Here is a 3,578-nt window from a genome sequence, read left to right as displayed (position 1 = left end):
GTAGAGGTTTATATTATTAGGAACTGTCTACTTGACGGGGAGCACACCAACGTGGAGAAGGTGGCGCCGCAAGGCGACGGATGAGGTTTCATACCAGCATTTTAGCGGCCGCAGGCCGCAAGTGCCTTCCACTTACCTGTTCGCTGCGTTGCGAACAGGAGAAGGGGAAGGGTGGCATTGCCAATGGCAATGCCGGGATGGGGTTACCAACCAAGCCGCCCCGCTGATCTCCCCCCACCCCCTCAAAAAAAATGGGGGTTTGAAATAATAAAACTTCTATCGTCGCCTGCGGCGACACTTCCTACACGCTTGCAGGAAGCGCTCATAGCAATTACTGGTCAACTTCACATCAGCAACTATGTTTTAGATTTTACTTGACCAGTGGTGGCCTTGAAGCCTACCACAAGCGTGTGGTAGGTGTCAGCCATTACCTTCCACGTTTACGGGGAAGGGGAATCACCCGTAGGGTGGTGGAAAGGGGGCTGACGGAGGAAGTTTAAAACCGTTTTTTAGCGGCCCCCCGGCCGCCTGCCTTCCACTTACCTGTTCGCTGCTTGGCGCGAACAGGAGAAGGGGAAGGTCGGCATTGCCTACAGCAATGCCGGGATGGGGTTCAAGACCCCACCCACAAAAAAATGCTGTGCCCAACGGGCACAGCATTTTCGCATTACTTGTAATACCTTCTTACTTACCTTCTGCAGCAATAGCATCGCTGGCAGCAACAGCAACAACATCAACGATGTCGTCAGCAGAGCAGCCGCGGCTCAGGTCCAGAATGGGTTTTGCCAGACCTTGTACCAGAGGGCCAAGGCAGGTAGCACCGCTGAAGCGTTCTACCAGTTTGTAGCCAATGTTGGCAGCGCACAGGTTCGGGAATACCAGAACGTTGGCATGGCCAGCAACGGTGGAACCAGGAGCCTTTCTTTCGCCAACTTCAGGAACCAAAGCAGCATCAGCTTGCAGTTCGCCATCGAAAGCAAAGTCAACATTTCTGGACTTCAGGATTTCAACAGCTTCTTTTACTTTATCAACTTCGTCGCCAGTGCCGGAACCCTTGGTGGAGTAGCACAGCATAGCAACTTTCGGTTCAGCAATTTGCAGGGTGTTGCGAGCACGTTCAGCGCAGCTTACAGCAATATCAGCCAGTTGTTCAGCAGTCGGTTCAATGATAACGCCGCAGTCACCGAATACCAGACGGCCATTGTCGCCCAGGTTGGTGTTGCTCAGCACAATGAAACCACCGCAAACAGTCTTGTTGCCGGGTTTTACGCCTACAACCTGCAAACCAGCTTTGATTACATCAGCAGAAGTTCTGGTAGAACCGGAAACGCAGCCATCAGCTTCGCCCAGAGCAACCAGACCAGCAGCAAAGAACGTAGTATCGCTCAGCATGATTTCACGAGCTTTTTCTACAGTCATGCCCTTTTTCTTTCTGCGTTCTGCGAAGTAGGCACACAGTTCATCCATACGTTCGTAGGTAGCAGGGTTGATGACTTTGCAGGCATCCAGGTTGATGTGCAGTCTTTCTGCATCCTTTTTAAGTTGTTCAGGATCCCCTACCAGCACGATCTTAGCAAAACCTTCAGCCGTAACAGTAGCAGCAGCCTTCAGAGCTCTGTCACTATTGTTTTCAGGCAGCACAATGGTCTTTTGTGCGGCTTTGACACGAGCCTTCAGTTCATCTGTAAATTTCATTAGTAATCACTCCTACTCAAAATTTAAAAGGAACAGAGTTGACTCCCCTTTTTCACGATTCCTATTATATCACGTTTCTTTCGGGAACGCAGGAGAACTTTCTTCTTTTTTGAACAAAAAATATTCTGAAAATAATCGCAGGAAGCCGAAATAAACCGCTTGACACAGAACGTTTCAGGTCGTTATATTTAGGTAGACAATAAAATTTAGAAATCCGCTAAGGACGTGACCAATCGTGAAACGAGATTACCTGGTAACGGACATGCCCCTGAAGGCATTGTTCATCTTTTCCCTGCCCATGGTCCTGGGCAACTTCTTCCAACAACTCTATAACACCGTAGACTCCGCCATCGTCGGCCGCTACGTCAGCGAGCAAGCCCTGGCCGCCGTAGGTGCCTCCTACGCCCTGACCACCGTCTTCATCAGCATCGCCATCGGCGGTGGCGTAGGCGCCTCCGTAGTCATCAGCCGCTATTTCGGCGCCCACGAGTACGATAAAATGAAGCAGGCCATCTATACCGCCTTCATTGCCTTCTTCCTCCTCAGCGCCATCCTGGGCCTGTTCGGCTTTGTGGCCAGCCACCAGATTATGTCCTGGCTGAAAACCCCCGCCGACTCCCTGGCCATGGCCGACACCTATCTCCAGATTTACTTCCTGGGGCTCCCCTTCCTCTTCATGTACAACATCATCGCAGCCACCTTCAATGCCCTGGGCAAATCCCGGTATCCCCTGGTCTTCCTGATTTTCTCCTCCCTGCTGAACATCGGCCTGGACCTGTATATGGTACGCAACCTGGGTATGGGCGTAGCCGGCGCCGCCTGGGCCACCCTGATTGCCCAAGGCCTTTCCGCCGTCCTGTCCTTCGCCGTCTTCCATAACCGCCTGAAGAAAGTGGGCTCCGCCCCCTCCTACTACAGCGGCAAAGTACTCCATAAAATGACCAAAGTCGCCCTCCCCTCCATCCTCCAGCAGTCCATCGTCTCCATCGGCATGATGCTGGTCCAGTCCGTAGTCAACAGCTTTGGCTCCGCCGCCCTGGCCGGCTTCTCCGCCGCCATGCGGATCCAGTACGTCTGCACCGTGCCCATGAACGCCATCGGCAACGCCATGAGCCCCTACACCGGCCAAAACATGGGCGCCAATAAACTGGAGCGCGTCAAAGAAGGCTACCACAGCGCCAACAAACTGGTCATCTTCTACGCCATCATCATCTTCCTGGTACTGGAAACCTGCAACGAACCCATCATCCGCTTCTTCCTGAATGACAAAGCCTCCCCCGTAGCCCTGGCCACCGGTACCTCATTCCTGAAATTCGTCGGCCAGTTCATCGTCATCATCGGCCTGAAAATGGCCGTGGACGGCGTCCTAAGAGGCGCCGGAGATATGAAAATCTTCACCATCGCCAACCTGAGCAACCTGGGCGTCAGAGTCCTCATCTCCGTCCTCCTGGCCCCCATCTACGGCATCCAAATGGTGTGGATAGCAGAACCCGTCGGCTGGTTCGTCAACCTGGTCATGTCCTATTACGAATACCATACCGGCAAATGGAAATACAAATTGAAACTATAACCCATAAAAAAACGAGCCTATGCAGCCAAACTGCATAGACTCATTTTTTTGTGATCGAAGTGTCCGCGGACCGCACCAATATCCCAGTCGCCCGGAGGGCTCATCCAGGTATTTGCGGCCCCCCGGCCGCCTGCCTTCTCCGCCCAACAACATTCCAAGGCGGGGAAGGTCGGCATTGCCTCCAGCAATGCCGGGTTGGGGCCACTACCTACATTTCTGCACTACCCCCAGTCAGCACACGACCAGTAGTGGCCTAGTAAGCCTTCTGCAAACTGGTGTGCTCCCCGTCAAGTAGACAGTTCCTAATAATATA

The 3,578-nt window shown here is 53.0% G+C and carries 2 protein-coding genes; one reads left to right on the top strand and one right to left on the bottom strand.

Annotated features, from left to right (window positions below; all coding sequences use genetic code 11):
• Positions 1–684: 684 nt before the first annotated feature.
• Positions 685–1,695 (bottom strand): phosphate acetyltransferase, encoded by a 1,011-nt coding sequence (gene pta, locus DW089_RS11185; protein ID WP_105325822.1) that lies wholly within the window; start codon positions 1,693–1,695, stop codon positions 685–687.
• A gap of 235 nt (positions 1,696–1,930) precedes the next feature.
• Between pta and DW089_RS11180 the strand changes: the two genes are divergently transcribed.
• The gene (locus DW089_RS11180) at positions 1,931–3,265 is read left to right on the top strand and encodes an MATE family efflux transporter (protein ID WP_199614926.1); all 1,335 of its coding nucleotides are present in this window, start codon (positions 1,931–1,933) and stop codon (positions 3,263–3,265) included.
• Positions 3,266–3,578 lie beyond the last annotated feature (313 nt).

It is taken from the genome of Acidaminococcus sp. AM05-11, from assembly GCF_003472805.1.
GTDB lineage: Bacteria > Bacillota > Negativicutes > Acidaminococcales > Acidaminococcaceae > Acidaminococcus > Acidaminococcus hominis.
The sequence above is the reverse complement of the archived record's forward strand: the minus strand, read 5'-3'. Positions and strand labels throughout refer to the sequence as shown.

Excerpts from the sequence above, each read along its gene's own strand:
- pta (WP_105325822.1), bottom strand. The coding sequence starts at position 1,695 with ATGAAATTTACAGATGAACTGAAGGCTCGTGTCAAAGCCGCACAAAAG.